The sequence below is a fragment of the Allobosea sp. GW821-FHT12C12 genome, assembly GCF_058807355.1.
The window spans coordinates 81,926-95,391 of the sequence record NZ_JBXAQP010000004.1 but is presented as its reverse complement, the minus strand read 5'-3'; the positions used below and the strand labels follow the sequence as shown (position 1 = coordinate 95,391).

General features: G+C 68.4%; 15 protein-coding genes. 9 read left to right on the top strand and 6 right to left on the bottom strand.

The genetic code is table 11. From position 1 onward, the window contains the following. Positions 1 to 82: 82 nt before the first annotated feature. Positions 83 to 319, bottom strand: a complete 237-nt coding sequence (locus tag AC1RRW_RS07185; RefSeq protein WP_492899952.1) for an Lrp/AsnC ligand binding domain-containing protein — start codon at positions 317 to 319, stop codon at positions 83 to 85. A 51-nt stretch (positions 320 to 370) separates the two neighbouring features. Further along, positions 371 to 1,213 carry an alpha/beta hydrolase gene (locus tag AC1RRW_RS07180; RefSeq protein ID WP_492899951.1) on the bottom strand — a complete coding sequence of 281 codons (843 nt, stop codon included), beginning with the start codon at positions 1,211 to 1,213 and terminating at the stop codon, positions 371 to 373. A gap of 151 nt (positions 1,214 to 1,364) precedes the next feature. Between AC1RRW_RS07180 and AC1RRW_RS07175 the strand changes: the two genes are divergently transcribed. Genes AC1RRW_RS07175 through AC1RRW_RS07165 form a run of 3 tightly spaced genes read left to right on the top strand, consistent with a single transcriptional unit; the run spans position 1,365 to position 2,954 of the window. After that, positions 1,365 to 2,363, top strand: coding sequence for an asparaginase (locus AC1RRW_RS07175; protein ID WP_492899950.1), 999 nt, complete (start codon positions 1,365 to 1,367; stop codon positions 2,361 to 2,363). Positions 2,364 to 2,408: 45 nt separating this feature from the next. Continuing rightward, on the top strand, positions 2,409 to 2,636 hold the full coding sequence (locus tag AC1RRW_RS07170) for an antitoxin MazE-like protein (RefSeq protein WP_492899948.1): 228 nt from the start codon (positions 2,409 to 2,411) through the stop codon (positions 2,634 to 2,636). Between the two features lie 18 nt (positions 2,637 to 2,654). After that, a complete protein-coding gene (locus AC1RRW_RS07165) occupies positions 2,655 to 2,954 on the top strand; it encodes a type II toxin-antitoxin system PemK/MazF family toxin (protein WP_492900221.1) in 300 nt (99 codons plus the stop codon). A 3-nt stretch (positions 2,955 to 2,957) separates the two neighbouring features. Here AC1RRW_RS07165 and AC1RRW_RS07160 read toward each other — a convergent pair whose 3' ends face one another. The 3 genes from AC1RRW_RS07160 to meaB are packed head-to-tail and all read right to left on the bottom strand — an operon-like array spanning position 2,958 to position 6,029. Continuing rightward, the gene (locus tag AC1RRW_RS07160) at positions 2,958 to 4,337 is read right to left on the bottom strand and encodes a TIGR03808 family TAT-translocated repetitive protein (protein WP_492899947.1); all 1,380 of its coding nucleotides are present in this window, start codon (positions 4,335 to 4,337) and stop codon (positions 2,958 to 2,960) included. Between the two features lie 41 nt (positions 4,338 to 4,378). Beyond that, positions 4,379 to 5,035: a pyroglutamyl-peptidase I family protein gene (locus AC1RRW_RS07155; RefSeq protein ID WP_492899946.1), complete on the bottom strand. Its 657-nt coding sequence runs from the start codon at positions 5,033 to 5,035 to the stop codon at positions 4,379 to 4,381. 7 nt (positions 5,036 to 5,042) lie between these two features. After that, complete coding sequence (gene meaB / locus AC1RRW_RS07150; protein WP_492899945.1) at positions 5,043 to 6,029, bottom strand: methylmalonyl Co-A mutase-associated GTPase MeaB; 987 nt, start codon at positions 6,027 to 6,029, stop codon at positions 5,043 to 5,045. Positions 6,030 to 6,168: 139 nt separating this feature from the next. On the opposite strand from meaB, the gene AC1RRW_RS07145 reads away from it, so the two are divergent. Together AC1RRW_RS07145 and AC1RRW_RS07140 are read left to right on the top strand one after the other, a co-directional pair. After that, complete coding sequence (locus AC1RRW_RS07145) at positions 6,169 to 7,299, top strand: alpha/beta hydrolase (RefSeq protein WP_492899944.1); 1,131 nt, start codon at positions 6,169 to 6,171, stop codon at positions 7,297 to 7,299. A gap of 90 nt (positions 7,300 to 7,389) precedes the next feature. Further along, positions 7,390 to 8,397 (top strand): alpha/beta hydrolase, encoded by a 1,008-nt coding sequence (locus AC1RRW_RS07140; protein ID WP_492899942.1) that lies wholly within the window; start codon positions 7,390 to 7,392, stop codon positions 8,395 to 8,397. 203 nt (positions 8,398 to 8,600) lie between these two features. On the opposite strand, the gene AC1RRW_RS07135 is transcribed toward AC1RRW_RS07140, so the two are convergent. Further along, complete coding sequence (locus AC1RRW_RS07135; protein ID WP_492899941.1) at positions 8,601 to 9,338, bottom strand: DUF3750 domain-containing protein; 738 nt, start codon at positions 9,336 to 9,338, stop codon at positions 8,601 to 8,603. Positions 9,339 to 9,494: 156 nt separating this feature from the next. Here AC1RRW_RS07135 and AC1RRW_RS07130 point away from each other — a divergent pair, with 156 nt between their 5' ends. Genes AC1RRW_RS07130 through AC1RRW_RS07115 form a run of 4 tightly spaced genes read left to right on the top strand, consistent with a single transcriptional unit; the run spans position 9,495 to position 13,448 of the window. Continuing rightward, positions 9,495 to 10,601, top strand: coding sequence for a polyamine ABC transporter substrate-binding protein (locus AC1RRW_RS07130; RefSeq protein ID WP_492899940.1), 1,107 nt, complete (start codon positions 9,495 to 9,497; stop codon positions 10,599 to 10,601). Positions 10,602 to 10,627: 26 nt separating this feature from the next. Continuing rightward, positions 10,628 to 11,773, top strand: a complete 1,146-nt coding sequence (locus AC1RRW_RS07125) for an ABC transporter ATP-binding protein (protein WP_492900220.1) — start codon at positions 10,628 to 10,630, stop codon at positions 11,771 to 11,773. After that, positions 11,770 to 12,663, top strand: coding sequence for an ABC transporter permease (locus tag AC1RRW_RS07120; RefSeq protein ID WP_492899939.1), 894 nt, complete (start codon positions 11,770 to 11,772; stop codon positions 12,661 to 12,663). The genes AC1RRW_RS07125 and AC1RRW_RS07120 overlap by 4 nt, the downstream gene beginning before the upstream one ends. Next, positions 12,660 to 13,448 carry an ABC transporter permease gene (locus AC1RRW_RS07115; protein WP_492899938.1) on the top strand — a complete coding sequence of 263 codons (789 nt, stop codon included), beginning with the start codon at positions 12,660 to 12,662 and terminating at the stop codon, positions 13,446 to 13,448. Before AC1RRW_RS07120 ends, AC1RRW_RS07115 begins: the two co-directional genes overlap by 4 nt. Positions 13,449 to 13,466: the final 18 nt, after the last annotated feature.

The window sequence follows — 13,466 nt, the reverse complement described above, 5'->3', positions numbered from 1 at the left end:
GCGGTGGAGGCAATAATGCTTGGTCCGAAGCGGCAGGCCGTTCATGCGGACCAGAACGCGTCAAGCCGATGAGGCGGCGGGCTCAGAACGCCTTGAAGGTGATGATCGTGTGGGTGTCGGCGATCTCGGGGATCGACTGCACCTTCTGCGCCACGAAATGCCCGATATCGACATCCGTCCCGACATGGAACTTGGCAAGGATGTCGTAATTGCCGGCGGTCGAATAGATTTCCGACGCGATCTCGCGGTCGGCGAGTTCGCTGGCGACCTCATAGGTCCTGCCGAGCTTGCATTTGATCTCGACGAAGAAGGTCTGCATCGCGCGCTCCGGAATCCGCAAGCGTTCTGGATAGAGCCTCCAGCCTGAAGATCAAGCGCCGGCGAGCGCCGCCAGCCGCGCGGTCATCGCGCTCTCGGGGTCGGCGAGCCCGGCGATCACCGTGAAATGGTTGGCGCCGGCGATCTCCTCATAGCGCGTCTGCACGCCCTCCAGCCCCCAGACATCGGCGAGCCTGCGGCTCTGCTTGAGATATTCGTCGCTCTCGGCGCCGCCGACCACGGCGTCCATGATCAGGCGCGAGGGCGCGGGCCAGAACAGCGGGCTTTCCAGCTCCGCCGCCGCGAAGGAGAGGCGCAGCGCCGCATTGACGCTCGTCTCGGTCAGCGGCTTGAGGTTGTAGAGCCCCGAGACGCCATAGGCGGCGGGCACGAGCTGGTCGGGAAGCTCCGGATCGACGTTCTTCCAGTCGGTCGCAAGCAGGCAGGCTGCGAGATGGCCGCCGGCCGAATGCCCGGCCGCGACGACAGGCAGCTTGTAGCGATGCCAGAGCGCCGCCGCCGCCTGCTGCAGTTCCCAGACGATGTGGCCGAGCTCGACCTGCGGGCAGAGATCGTAGCCCGCGACGGCGACGGGCACGCCGCGCCGGTTCAGTCCGCGCGCCATATGCGAGAAGAAGCTGCGGTCGAGCGCCTGCCAGTAGCCGCCGTGGATGAAGAGGACGATCGCCTCGCCCTTGGCTGTCTGCGGCTTGAAGAGGTCGTAGCGCTGGCGTTCGCTTGCGCCATAGCCGACGCCGAGTTCGCTGACGGCTTCCGCGCGGTAGGCGGCGGCGTCGGAGGCCCAGCCGGCGATGAGGGCCGGATGCTCCGGCACACGGGCGCGGTTGTCGTACTCGGTCTCGTAGTCCGGCGACGTGGCTGATTCTGGTTGCATCGGTTCTTTCGGATCGGGCGGATGGAAGCGGGCGAACCGGCCCTCCCTTTGCAGGCGCAGCCATTTTGCGCCATCGCTTTTGACAGGTCGAGCGCCAAACGCCACAAGGCGGCCAGCCCGCCGACCGCGGTTTCAAGCCCTGGAGGTGACGATGGACAATCCCGTTCTTGCCGAGGTTCTGCGCGGCGAAGTCGTCGAATCCCGTCATCGCGGCGCGGCGATCGTGGTCGATGCGGATGGCGGCGTCGTGCTTTCGCTCGGCGACGTCGCGCGGCCGGTGTTTCCGCGTTCGGCGGTCAAGGCGCTGCAAGCCCTGCCGTTGTTCGAGAGCGGCGCGGCCGACCGCTTCGGCCTGAGCGAACCGGAGATCGCGCTCGCCGTCGCCTCGCATTCCGGCGAGCCGGCCCATGCCGAGGCGTCGCTGTCGATGCTGAAGAAGGCCGGGCGCGACGCAGGCTGTCTCGAATGCGGCGCGCACTGGCCGATGAACGAGTCGGCCGCGCGCGCCATGGCCAGGGCAGGGGCCGAGCCGAGCGCGCTCGACAACAACTGCTCGGGCAAGCATGCCGGTTTCGTCTGTCTCGCCTGTGGGCTCGACGAGGACCCGGCCGGCTACGTCAAGGCCGGCCATGCCGTGCAGCAGGCGGTGCGCGGCGCTTTGGAAGAGACGACAGGCGCGGCGCATCTGCCGGAGCGCTCCGGAATCGATGGCTGTTCGATCCCGACCTATGCGGTGCCCTTGCAGGCGCTGGCGCTCGGCTTCGCCCGCTTCGGCACGGGCCATGGTTTCGGGCCGGAGCGCGCCAAGGCGGCAGCCCGAATCCGCAAGGCGGTCGCGGCCCATCCCTTCATGGTGGCGGGCGCCGGCCGCTTCGACACCCGCGCCATGGACCTGCTGGGCGCGCGCGCCTTCGTCAAGACCGGGGCGGAGGGCGTCTATTGCGGCTCCCTGCCGGAACTCGGCTACGGCATCGCGCTGAAATGCGACGATGGCGCGGGCCGCGCCGCCGAGGTCGTGATGGCGGCGCTGATCGCGCGCTTCCTGCCGCTGGACGACGCGCAAGGCGCGGCCTTCGCGCCATTGCGGGAGAGCATGCTGAGCAACTGGAACGGCATCCAGGTCGGACATGTGAGGGCGGCGTCAATTTGACCCGCGAAAGGTCGCGCGTCGCCTTTCGAGATAGAGGAGATCGCCATGCCGCGCCCGGCTATCAAGGATGGGCTGAGCAAGCAGGCTCGCTACCGGGCGGCCAAGAAGGCGGCCGGGCTGAAGGAGGTGCGGATCTGGGCCTTCGATCCAAAGAACCCTGCATTTCAGGCCCAATTGAAGCGCGAGATCGAGATGATCAACAACGACCCTGAAGAGGTCGAGGTCATGAAGTTTGTAGAGGCCGTCGGCGCCTGGCCTTTTGACGATGAATGAAACGCGGACCTCGTTACCATCGCGGTACCGGGCGAATCTGGAAAGCCGCGCCCGGCCGTAATCGTTCAGAATGACGGGGTTCCGGGAACGCTGAAAGTGTTGGTTTGCCCCTTGAGCGGCACGGGGCCTTTCATGGCGTTGCGTATTCAAGTTGAACCGGATAGCCGAAACGGCCTGAGACATCCGAGCACCGTCATGATCGGCAACATCATCGCCGTTCCGCGAGACAAGTGCGGTCCGGTCATCGGCCCGCTAACATCAGAACAAATGTCAGAGATCGATGTTCGGCTGGCCTTCATCCTTGGCCTCTCCCGCTGATCCTCACCCCACCGCGTTGTTCTCGACCCTGACGCCGGCAGCGCGCTGATCTGCCGCCCTCGTCAGGTCGCCCGTCACGACCTTGCCGTACTCCGTCCCGACGACCGCGCCCTTGCTCGCCTCCGTGATGACGTTGTTGGCGATCAGGGCGTTGCGCTCCTTCGGCACCAGCGAGACCGAGACGCCGATGCCGGTCTTGCGAACCATGTTGCCCGTGGCGACGAGATTGCGCATGCCCCAGGACCAGCCGAGCGAGATGCCGATCTCGCTGGCGTTCTCGATGACGTTGCCGGTCACCGTGGCTTCCGCCTCGACATGCACGCCCATGCCGCCGATCAGCTCCTTGCCCTTCGGCGCAAAGCCGCGCTGGGCGTTGCGGACGATATTGTTGGCGAAGACGGACAGCCTGCCGCCATGGTCGAGATTGGTGATGTTGGCTCCCTGGGCGCAGTCCTCGACGAGATTGCCCGTGATGATCGCGCCCTCGAAGGCGAATTCCGAATAGAGCCCGACCTCGCCGCAGCGCCGGCCCTGATTGCCGATGATCTGCACGCCGGAACCGGAATTGTTGCGGATGAAGGTCAGCGCGCAGTCGCGCAGGGTGTTGCCCTCGATGATGACGCCGCCGGCCTTGTAGAGGCTTATGCCGTTGCCGTTGGGCCCATCGCCGCCGGCGTCCGAGCGGATGCGGTTGATCCGGTTGCCTCGCACGATCGACTGGTCGTCGCCGGGCTGGCCGCGCCAGAGCTGGATGCCGTTGTTGCCGCAATCCTCGACCTGGTTGGCCTCGATCGAGAGCCCGCGCGAATCGAGCGAGAACAGCGCCGATTCGCGCATGCCGCGAAAGCGGCTCTGCCGGATGCCGCCGGCGCTGCGGTTCAGCATCAGCCCGACCGAGCCGGCATTGCCAAACTCGCAGTCCTGAACGCTGAAGTCCAGAACCTCGTCGGCTACGAGCAAGCCGTTGCGCTGACTTGTGCGGATATCGAGCCCGTCCAGCATCAGCCCCGCGAGCGCGGCGCGCTTGATCCGCCTGGCGACCAGCATCGGCCCGGCCTGCGCGGCGATGAACTGGCTGGCGCCGGGAACGCCCAGCAGCCGCGCGCCCTCCGGCAGCACGACGTCGGCGATGCGATAGCGTCCCGGCGCAACGATCAACGGCGCATTGCTCCTGGCGGCCTCGACGAGCGCGTTCTGCAGGACGCGCGACTGGTCGTCGGCCGAGCCGGGGCGCAGGCCGAGCGTCGTCGCCTCGAGACCGAACTGGCCGAGCGGAGCGGGCGTGGCGGCGCGAGGCGGCGACTGTGCCAACCCGGCCTGCGCGGAGAGGCCGGCCGTGCCAAAAAGAGCCATTCCCATCAGGGAGCGTCGCGAAACGGGCATGGAATTCTCCTCGAACCGGGATTGGTTCAAGAGCCGTGCCGTCATCGCTGTCGTGGCCGCTCCGCCTGTCGGCCGGACCGCGCCAGCGAGCATCCGAGCCGCGCCAGCGCCCCGGTCAGCCTGAGGCGATCCGGCCTGGACGGAGCCACGCTGCCGCTCTTTCGCTGCCCCGGGCTTGGCCGCGGCCATGGCACGTGGATGAAGATCACCGGAACGCCGCGCCCGATCGACCAGGACAGCGCCGCCGCATAGCAGGCGTCGCAGAGATAGCGGCCGGCCGAGGCCGAGAGGCGGGCGCGGATGCCGGCGCGCCTGAACGCGGCGAGCGAGCCGGCCGGGTTTCCGGTTGTGAGCAGGGGCAGGGCGCTTCGGCGAGCCGGCGCCCCGGCCGGCGTCGCGCCTGCCGCATCGGGGTGGAGACGGCTGGCATGGCCGCGCCCGAACAGTTCGACCCTGACGAAGCGGGCGCGGGCGGCGAGCCCGAGCATCAGCACCGCCTTCGGCCGGGTTCGAGCCAGGTGGGCCTTCAGATTCGGCAAGCCGACGGCATAGCTCGTTTCCATCACCAGCAGATCAGCCCCGATGCCCGAGCGGGTCAGTTGCAGAGCCACGGCGCGCGCGAGCTCCGTCGTCGGGTTGACCCGGACGTGGGGAAACGGGCCGAACCCGGTGATCAGGATGTCCGGTCGCGCGCTCATAACCGCCTCACAAGCCCAGCGCTTGCGCGATCTCGTCGGCGGCGGCCGCCGCGGCGAGTTCGCCATTCGCAACCGCCGCTTCCAGCGCAGGCATGCGCGCCCTCAGGGCAGGGTCGTGGCGCAGCTTCGCCTCCAGCCGGTCCTGGACCAGCGCCCACATCCACTTAACGTCCTGCCGCCGGCGCCTTTCCGCGATCAGGCCCCTGGACTCGTGGCGGGCGCGGTGGTCTTCGATCCTGGCCCACATCGCGTCCAGGCCCTCGCCGGTCAGGCCGGAGATGGTGACGGCCGGCGTCGTCCAGAGCGGGGAGGCGGGGGCGAGGATATGCAGCGCCGCCTGATACTGCGCGGCGGCAGCCTTGGCTGCGGCGGCGCCAGCGCCATCGGCCTTGTTGACCGCGATCATGTCGGCGAGTTCGATGATGCCTTTCTTGATGCCCTGCAATTCGTCGCCGGCATTGGGCAGCATCAGCACGAGGAAGAAGTCGGTCAGGTCGGCGACGGCGGTCTCCGACTGGCCGACGCCGACCGTCTCGACCAGAATGACGTCGAAGCCGGCCGCCTCGCAGAGCAGCATCGTCTCGCGCGTCCTCGCCGCGACGCCGCCGAGCGTGCCCGAGGACGGCGAGGGCCGGATATAGGCGTCGGGATCGACCGCGAGCCGCGCCATACGCGTCTTGTCGCCGAGGATCGAGCCGCCGGTGCGGGTCGAGGACGGGTCGACGGCGAGCACGGCGACCTTGTGGCCTTGTCGCGTGAGAAAGCTGCCGAGCGCGTCGATCGTCGTCGACTTGCCGACGCCGGGCACGCCGGTCATGCCGACGCGGATCGCGCCGCCGGTATGCGGCAGCAGCGCCTGGATCAGCGTTCGCGCCTGCTCGCGATGGTCGGCCCGGCGCGATTCCGCCAGGGTTATGGCGCGGGCCAGGGCCGCCCGCTCGCCGGCGAGGACGGCGTCGGCGAGAGCTGCGAGCGGCGCGGCGACGGCGGACATCACAGGCCAGTAGCAAGCCTGCCGCCGCTCCGACAAGCGCAACCTGCCGTCGTCGCTGTGTCACGCTTGCATCTTGATGATCGGCCGGTTTGGTGAGACCTGTTTCGTCATGCGCGCGGCCTGCCGGTTTCGTTTTGTCATGTTGGCGTTGCTGGCTCCGCTCGTCCTGGCGGCCTGCGGCGGGCCGCCGCGCACGCTGATCCTGTCGGCCGCGAAGCCGGACGAGATCGCCGGCACCGTGCGGATCTTCGTCGCGACGACCCGCGAGGCCGCCGACCAGCCGCAATATTTCACCGGCGAGCGCGGCCCGAAGCTCGCCTTCGCCAAGCTCGACATCACGGTTCCGCGCACGCACAAGCCGGGAGAGCTGGAATTGCCGGGCAGCGGCGGCCAGACCGTGCCGTCCCAGCATTTCGCCGTCGCCTCGGTCGAACCGCTGGCCCTGCAGGGAACGCTGGAGCGGGTCCGCCGCGAAATCCAGAGCCGGCCGGCCTCGGAGCGGGACGTGCTCGTCTTCGTCCATGGCTACAACACGAACTTCGCCGACGCCGCCTATCGCTTCGCCCAGATCGTCCACGACGCGGGCTTCAAGGGCGTGGCGGTGCTGTTCACCTGGCCGTCGCGCGGCCAGCTCCTGCAGTACCCCTACGACCGCGAGAGCGCGATCTACTCGCGCGATTTTCTCGAGCTCAACCTGCGCGCCATCTCCCGCGACATCGGCTCGACCCGCATCGACATCCTGGCGCATTCGATGGGGACGTTCCTGACGCTGGAGGCGCTGCGGCAGGCCTCCATCCGCGGCGACGGCAATTTCGGCGGCAAGCTGCGCGACGTCATGCTGGCCGCTCCCGACGTCGATCTCGACGTCTTCAAGACGCAGATGCGCCAGATCAAGCGCCCGGTCACGGTCTTCGTCTCGGCCGACGATCGCGCGCTCGCCTTCTCCCGCCGCTTCGCCGGGGACAAGACGCGGCTGGGAGCGATTTCGGCGAAGGACACCGAGATCGTCGCCGATCTCGAAAGGGCCGGGGCGACGATCATCGACCTCTCCGAGGTTTCGACCAGCGACCGGCTCAACCACGCCAAGTTCGCGGCCTCGCCCAAGGTCGTGCAACTCATCGGCCGCAGGCTCCAGGCGGATGGCGGCATCGCGACGGCCGGCCCCGGGTTCGGCGACAGGCTGGGCGATGTCGCCAGCGGTGTCGTCGGCACCGTAGGCTCGACGGTCAATCTGGTGGTGTCAGCGCCGGGCGCCGTCATCGGACGGTAGAACGATCGCCGCAATCTGGCCGCGTTAGCCTGTCGTTAAGGCGCGGCTGGCCAACTCGGCCGTTCCCACACGTCCGGACAGGTTCCGCCCATGCCCGATTTAAGGCACGCATCCCTTTGCCGGCGCTCGGTGCTGCTGGCGCTGCTGTCCACGACGCTCGCCGCCTGCGCTCAGACCGAGGCCGCCGTGTCGCCCTTTTCCGAGCCGACGCGAGCCGACGCCTCGGCGCTCGGCAAGGAGCCGGTGTTGCTCGTCGCGACCACGCGCAAGCCGACCGGCGGGCGGGCGCCCTTCTTCGGACGCGAGCGCGCCGGCCTGAGCTTCGCCGAGGCGCAGCTTGCTCCGCCCGGGCGCGGCATATCGGGTCAGGTCGCGTCCGCGGTCAGCGGCGACTGGGCCGTGCTCGGCCTCGGCAAGCGCGCGACGAGCGATGCGGCGCGGGCTTTTGGCGAAGCCGCTACCGGGCGCGACGTGCTGCTTTATGTCCACGGCTACAACGAGACCTTCGAATCGGCTGCGCGCAGCGCCGGCCAGCTTTCGCATGCGCTCGAGTTCCAGGGCCGCACCGCCCTGTTCAGCTGGCCCTCGGGCGGCGGACTTCTGGACTATGCCTATGACCGGGAGAGCGCGCTCTGGTCGCGCGACGGATTCGCGCAGGCGCTGCGCGCGCTCGTCGACAATCCGACGGTCGGCCGCATTCATATCGTCGCGCATTCGATGGGCACCTTCCTCACGCTGGAAGGCCTGCGCGAACTGCGCGAGTCGGCCGACATCACGGCCCGGATCAGCTCGATCGTCTTCGCTTCGCCCGATATCGACATCGACGCCTTCGAGCAGACCGTCTCCAAGCTCGGCCCGCTGGCGCGGCGGATGACGCTGATCATCGATCCGGGCGACAGGGCGCTGGCGGTCTCCGCCCGCATCGCCGGCGGTGTGGCGCGCGCCGGCGCGGCCGATCGCGTCAGGCTGGAGGCGCTGGGCGTGCGCGTCGCCGATACCTCCGGGCGCGGCTGGAGCATGCTGCGGCACGATCTCTTCCTCTCCGACAGCGAGGTGACGCAGGTGGTGCGCCGGGCGATGGATCGCGCCGGAGCCTGAGGCCGCGACGGCACGCACTGCAGGGCGGCGTCTCAGATCCGCGGCAGGCCGCCGCGCTTCTCGATGGTCGCGAGCGCGAAGTTCGACCCGTCATGCTCGGCCTTGCGCCGAGCATCCACGTCCTGGACATAGCTCTCGACGGCGCAAGACGTGGCTGGTCGGGACGAGTCCGGCCATGACGGAAAGGCTTTGGCGGAGAGAGACTAAACTCCGATCCGTCCCCAGCCCGGCAGTTTCAGCGCAGGGCTGCGCAGGTCGAAGCCGGCGACCAGGCCGAGCAGGTTGATCTCGACGCCCTCGACCCAGCCGAGCGTGATCCCGGCCAGCCCGTAGAGCGAGGCCTGGATGCCGGTGCGGCTGGGCGTGAGCCCGGCGAAGAGGCCGGCGTCGCGAAAATCCTTGCCGATCGCGGTCGGCGGCAGGGCCTGTCCGAGTTCCGGCACCTCGGCCAGCACATGCTGGACGAAGCTGTTCGAGTTCGGGCCGGGCCAGGCGAGATAGCTTCCCGGCGCTTTGTAGGAATAGCTCTCGACGGCGGCGCGGATGCGCGGGATGAGGCGCTCGGCCGCCTCGCCGCGCACCTCCGTCACGAGTTCCGGCGCATTGCCGAACCAGCGGCCATCGGCCTCGCGATGATTGACGCGCACCGGCGTGCCCCAGCCGACGACGTCGAAGCGCGTATAGGCGCGCGCGCCCTTCTCCTTCACGACCACCCAGGAATGATGCGCGAAGATGCCGCGCCAGCGCCCGACGCGGGCGGCGAAGACATGGATGGTCGCTTCCGGCTCGATCGCGGCCGCCGGCAGCAATCTGGCGCTCGACCAGTCGGCGCGACGCCAGTCGCCGGCGAGCGGCTGCCACGACCACCACGCCGCATGGGTGGCGAGCGGGACCAGGAACAGCAGGGTGAAGGCGAGAAGAAAGCGTCGGGCGAAGCGCATGGGCCACGATACGTGGCGGGCTTGTTGCATCGCAAGATCGGATGACGGGCCGCGGCATTTCGGGCCGATCGAAATTCATTGAGGCGCGCGGCCAAGCTGCTAGCTTCTCGGCGGAGCGGGGACGGGCGCGGCGAAGCGCCAGGGAGAGACGACAAGATGGCGGGGCAGGGTTGGCTGAAGGGCATTCTGGCGGGCGCGGCGCTGGCGCTGATGGCGGCCGGGCCGGTGCAGGCGCAGAACAAGGAACTGCGCATCTACAACTGGTCCGACTATGTCGATCCCGAGGTGCTCGACGCCTTCAGGAAGGAGACCGGCGTCACCGTCGTCTACGACACCTTCGACCAGATGGAGACGGTCGAGACCAAGCTGCTCGCCGGCAAGACCGGCTACGACCTGATCGTGGTCACGGCGTCCTTCCTGCCGCGCCACATCCCTCTCGGGCTCTACGCCCCGATCGACGCCGCCAAGGTCCCGAACCTGAAGAACGCCTGGCCGGAGATCCAGGGGCGGCTGGCGAAATACGATCCGGGCAACAGGTTCGCCGTGAACTACATGTGGGGCACGACCGGGATCGGCTACAACGTCGCCAAGGTGAAGGAGCGGCTGGGGCCGGACGCCGTCATCGACAGCTGGAAGATACTGTTCGATCCGGACCAGTTGAAGAAGCTCTCCAATTGCGGGGTGCATGTGCTCGACGCCGTCGAGGAGATGTTTCCCGCCGCCTTGCGCTATCTCGGGCTGAACCCCGACTCCAAGGCCGAGGCCGATCTGAACAAGGCCGGCGATTTGCTGCGCAAGATCCGGCCGTATATCCAGAAGTTTCACTCGTCGGAATACATCAACGCGCTGGCGAACGGCGATATCTGCCTCGCGGTCGGCTATTCCGGCGACGTCCTGCAGGCGAAGAAACGCGCCGAGGAGGCCAAGAACAACGTCCAGGTCGCCTATTCCATTCCGAAGGAGGGCGCGCTGATGTGGTTCGATTCCTTCGTCATCCCGAAGGATGCCGCCAATGCGGAGGCCGCGCTGACATTCATCGACTTCGTCAATCGCCCGGCCATGGCTGCGAAGAACTCGGACTTTATCCAGTACGCAAACGGCAATCTGGCCTCGAAACCGCTGCTCTCGGCCGCCGTGCGCGACAATCCCGGCATTTATCCGACCGACGCCGTGATGGGCCGGCTCTACACGATCACGCCCTACGACCAGAAGGCGCAGAGGACGGTCAACCGGCTGTGGACGCGCGTCAAGACCGGCAAGTGAGCGTCGAGGGCGGGCGCGGCGGAGCGATGCGCAAGGCCTCGTTCGGAGGCCTGCGCCGGTCCTTCCAACCCTGGAACGATCCAGCCGCGCAGCCGCTGGTCGAGTTCCGGAACGTGAAGAAGCGGTTCGGCGCCGTCACGGCGGTCTGCGATCTGTCGCTCAAGCTCTATCCGCGCGAGTTCTTCGCGCTGCTGGGTCCGTCCGGCTGCGGCAAGACCACGCTGATGCGCATGCTGGCGGGGTTCGAGCAGCCCGACGAGGGGCAAATCCTGCTCGACGGCGTCGAGATCACGCAGGCCCCGCCGCATCTGCGGCCGGTCAACATGATGTTCCAGTCCTATGCGCTGTTTCCCCATCTCGGCGTGGCCGACAACGTCGCCTACGGGCTGAAGCGGCAGGGCCTGCCCAAAGGCGAGATCACGGAGCGCGTGCGTGAGATGCTGGCGCTGGTGAAGCTCGACGGGCTGGGCTCCCGCCGGCCCGACCAGCTCTCCGGCGGCCAGCGCCAGCGCGTCGCGCTCGCCCGGGCGCTGGCGCGGCGGCCGCGCCTGCTGCTGCTCGACGAGCCGTTGGCGGCGCTCGACCGCAAGCTGCGCGAGGAGACGCAGTTCGAGCTGGTCAACATCCAGCACGAGCTCGGCACCACCTTCATGGTGGTGACGCACGACCAGGACGAGGCCATGACCATGGCCGACCGGATGGCGGTGATGGACCATGGCCGGCTGATCCAGATCGGCCCGCCGGACGTGATCTACGAGGCGCCGGCCAACCGCGATGTCGCGGAGTTCGTCGGCGATATCAACATCCTGGAGGGACGGGTCACGGCCGTCGCGGGCGCTCTCGTCTCGGTCGAGACGACGCTCGCCGGCATGGTCGAGCTCGACGAGGACGCGCCGACGCTGGCAGCCGGCGACGACGTCATGGTCGGCCTGCGGCCGGAAAAGATCGCGCTGTCTCATGACGAGCCGGCGCAGGTCTGCAACAAGGTCTGCGGCGCGATCTGGGACATCGGCTATCTCGGCGACATCACCATGGTGCAGGTCATGGTCGGCGAGGCGCTGCTGAAAGTCTCGCTCGCCAACCGCAGCCGCCGGATCGTGCGGCCCTTCGCCTGGGAGGACGAGGTCTGGCTTTCCTGGGATGTCGAGGCCGGCATGGTGCTGCGGCCGTGAGCGCGGGCGCGCCGCGCGGGCGGCTGGGCCGGCTCGTGCCGGCGATCCCCTATCTTTGGCTCATGCTGTTCTTCCTGATCCCCTTCGCGATCGTGCTGCGCATGGCGCTGTCGGACGCCGACACCGCGATTCCGCCCTACGCGCCGCATTTCCAGGGGTTCGCCGAGCTGGATAGCTTCCTCGAAGCGCTCGATCTCGACAATTTCCGGCTGATCGCGAGCGACGACCTCTATTGGCGGAGCTACCTGACCTCGTTGCGCATCGCCGGCCTGACCACGCTGGCGGCGCTCGCGATCGGCTATCCGCTCGCCTACGCGATGGCGGCCGCGCCCGCGCGCTGGCAAAGCGCGCTGATCGTGCTGGTAATCCTGCCGTTCTGGACCTCCTTCCTGATCCGCGTCTACGCCTGGATCGGCATCCTGCGGCCGGAAGGGTTGCTCGATATGGCGCTGCTCTGGCTCGGCCTGACGACTGAACCGCTGCGCCTGCTCAACACCGAAGCCGCCGTGCTGATCGGCATGGTCTATTCCTACCTGCCATTCATGGTGCTGCCGTTGTTCACCGGCCTGCAGAAGCTCGACCCCACGCTGCTGGAGGCCGCCGCCGATCTCGGCGCGACGCGGCTGCGCGCCTTTCTCTCGGTGACGCTGCCTTTATCGCTTCCAGGCGTCCTCGCGGGCTCTGCGCTGGTCTTCATTCCGGCGATCGGCGAGTTCGTCATTCCCGACCTGCTCGGCGGCCCCGACACCACCATGATCGGCAAGGCGCTCTGGACCGAGTTCTTCTCCAACCGCGACTGGCCGCTGGCATCCGCTGTCGCCGTTGTGCTGCTCGTCGTGCTGGTCCTGCCCCTGATGCTGCTTCAGCGGACGCGGGGACAGGCGTCATGAGGCGGCTCGGCCCCGGCCTCGTACTGGCGCTGATCGGCGGCTTCGCCTTCCTCTATCTGCCGATCGTGGCGCTGGTCGCCTATTCCTTCAACGCTTCGCGGCTGGTGACGGTCTGGGGCGGGTTCTCGACGCGATGGTACGGCGCGCTGCTGTCGAACCAGCCTCTGCTGGACGCCGCCTGGCTCAGCCTGCGGCTCGCCTTCGTCTCGGCCACGCTGGCGACGGTGCTGGGCACGCTGGCCGCGCTGGCGCTCGCGCGGCATGGCCGCTTTGCCGGACGCACGCTGTTCTCCGGCATGGTGCTGGCCCCGCTGGTCATGCCGGAGGTGATCACGGGGCTGGCGCTGATGCTGCTGTTCGTCTCGCTCGATGTCGAGCGCGGCTTCTGGACGGTGACGATCGCGCACGCCACGCCAGGGCTTGGCTTCGCGACGATCGTGGTGCGGGCGCGGCTGGCGCGCTTCGACACCGCGCTGGAGGAGGCCGCGCGCGATCTCGGCGCGACGCCGCTCGTGACCTTCTTCACCGTGACGCTGCCGCTGATCGCGCCCGGCGTGGCGGCGGCCTGGCTGCTTGCCTTCACGCTTTCACTCGACGATCTCGTCATCGCGAGCTTCACCACGGGCCCCGGCGCGACGACGCTGCCGATGCGGCTGTATTCGGCGGTCCGGCTCGGCGTCTCGCCCGAGATCAACGCCGCCTGCACGCTGCTGATCGCGGGCGTCGCGATCGTGGTGATCGCGGCCTCGCTGCTGATGAAGCGGGAGAGGTTCGCGCGCGGATAAATGCCGCGTCAACGCCGG